Annotated in this window: 1 protein-coding gene; it reads left to right on the top strand. The window is 45.8% G+C overall.

Going from position 1 to position 577, the window contains the following annotated elements; genetic code table 11:
• On the top strand, positions 1–577 hold a 577-nt coding region (locus tag R7040_RS28520), incomplete at both ends, for a DUF5801 repeats-in-toxin domain-containing protein (RefSeq protein ID WP_318097894.1).

Below are 577 nucleotides of genomic sequence, written 5' to 3'. Positions count from 1 at the left end.
GACGATTGAAGCTATTCGTCCAGGAAGTCACTTGTCCATTGATGAGGATGACATTCCGAACAAAGGGTCGGATGGTCAAGGTGATCATATTATCGGCGGACATTTTGATGTCGTTGACGGCGCAGATTCTATCGTTAGCTTCCAATTGGAGGATCTTGTCTCACCTGTTGCTGGGTTAACGTCAGCAGGTCAGCCACTAGAGCTTGTTGAATACTCAAACGCGAATGGCGTGATTGAGTACCGTGCGTACGTGCAAGGCACTACCGATATCGTGTTTGAACTTACGTTAAATGCTGGAGATGATAGGTATCAATTTGAATTACTTGCTCAGCTAGATCATCCAAATGGCAATGGTGAAAACGAGCTAGTGATTGATTTCCCTGTGAATGCCACGGATTTTGATGGTGATGTGTCGAACACGATTAGTTTGCCAATCACCGTTGTTGATGATGTGCCGTCTATCACTGGGGTGGATAACAGTAGCCAGTTGACGATTGACGAAGATGATTTACCTGCTGGCTCTGATACTTCTGGCTTACGAGTGTTAGATGGACACTTTAACGTTGTTGCTGGCGCT

The sequence above is a fragment of the Vibrio sp. 1069 genome (assembly GCF_033340555.1).
Note: the sequence above shows the minus strand (reverse complement) of the source record. Positions and strands in the feature narration are given on the sequence as shown.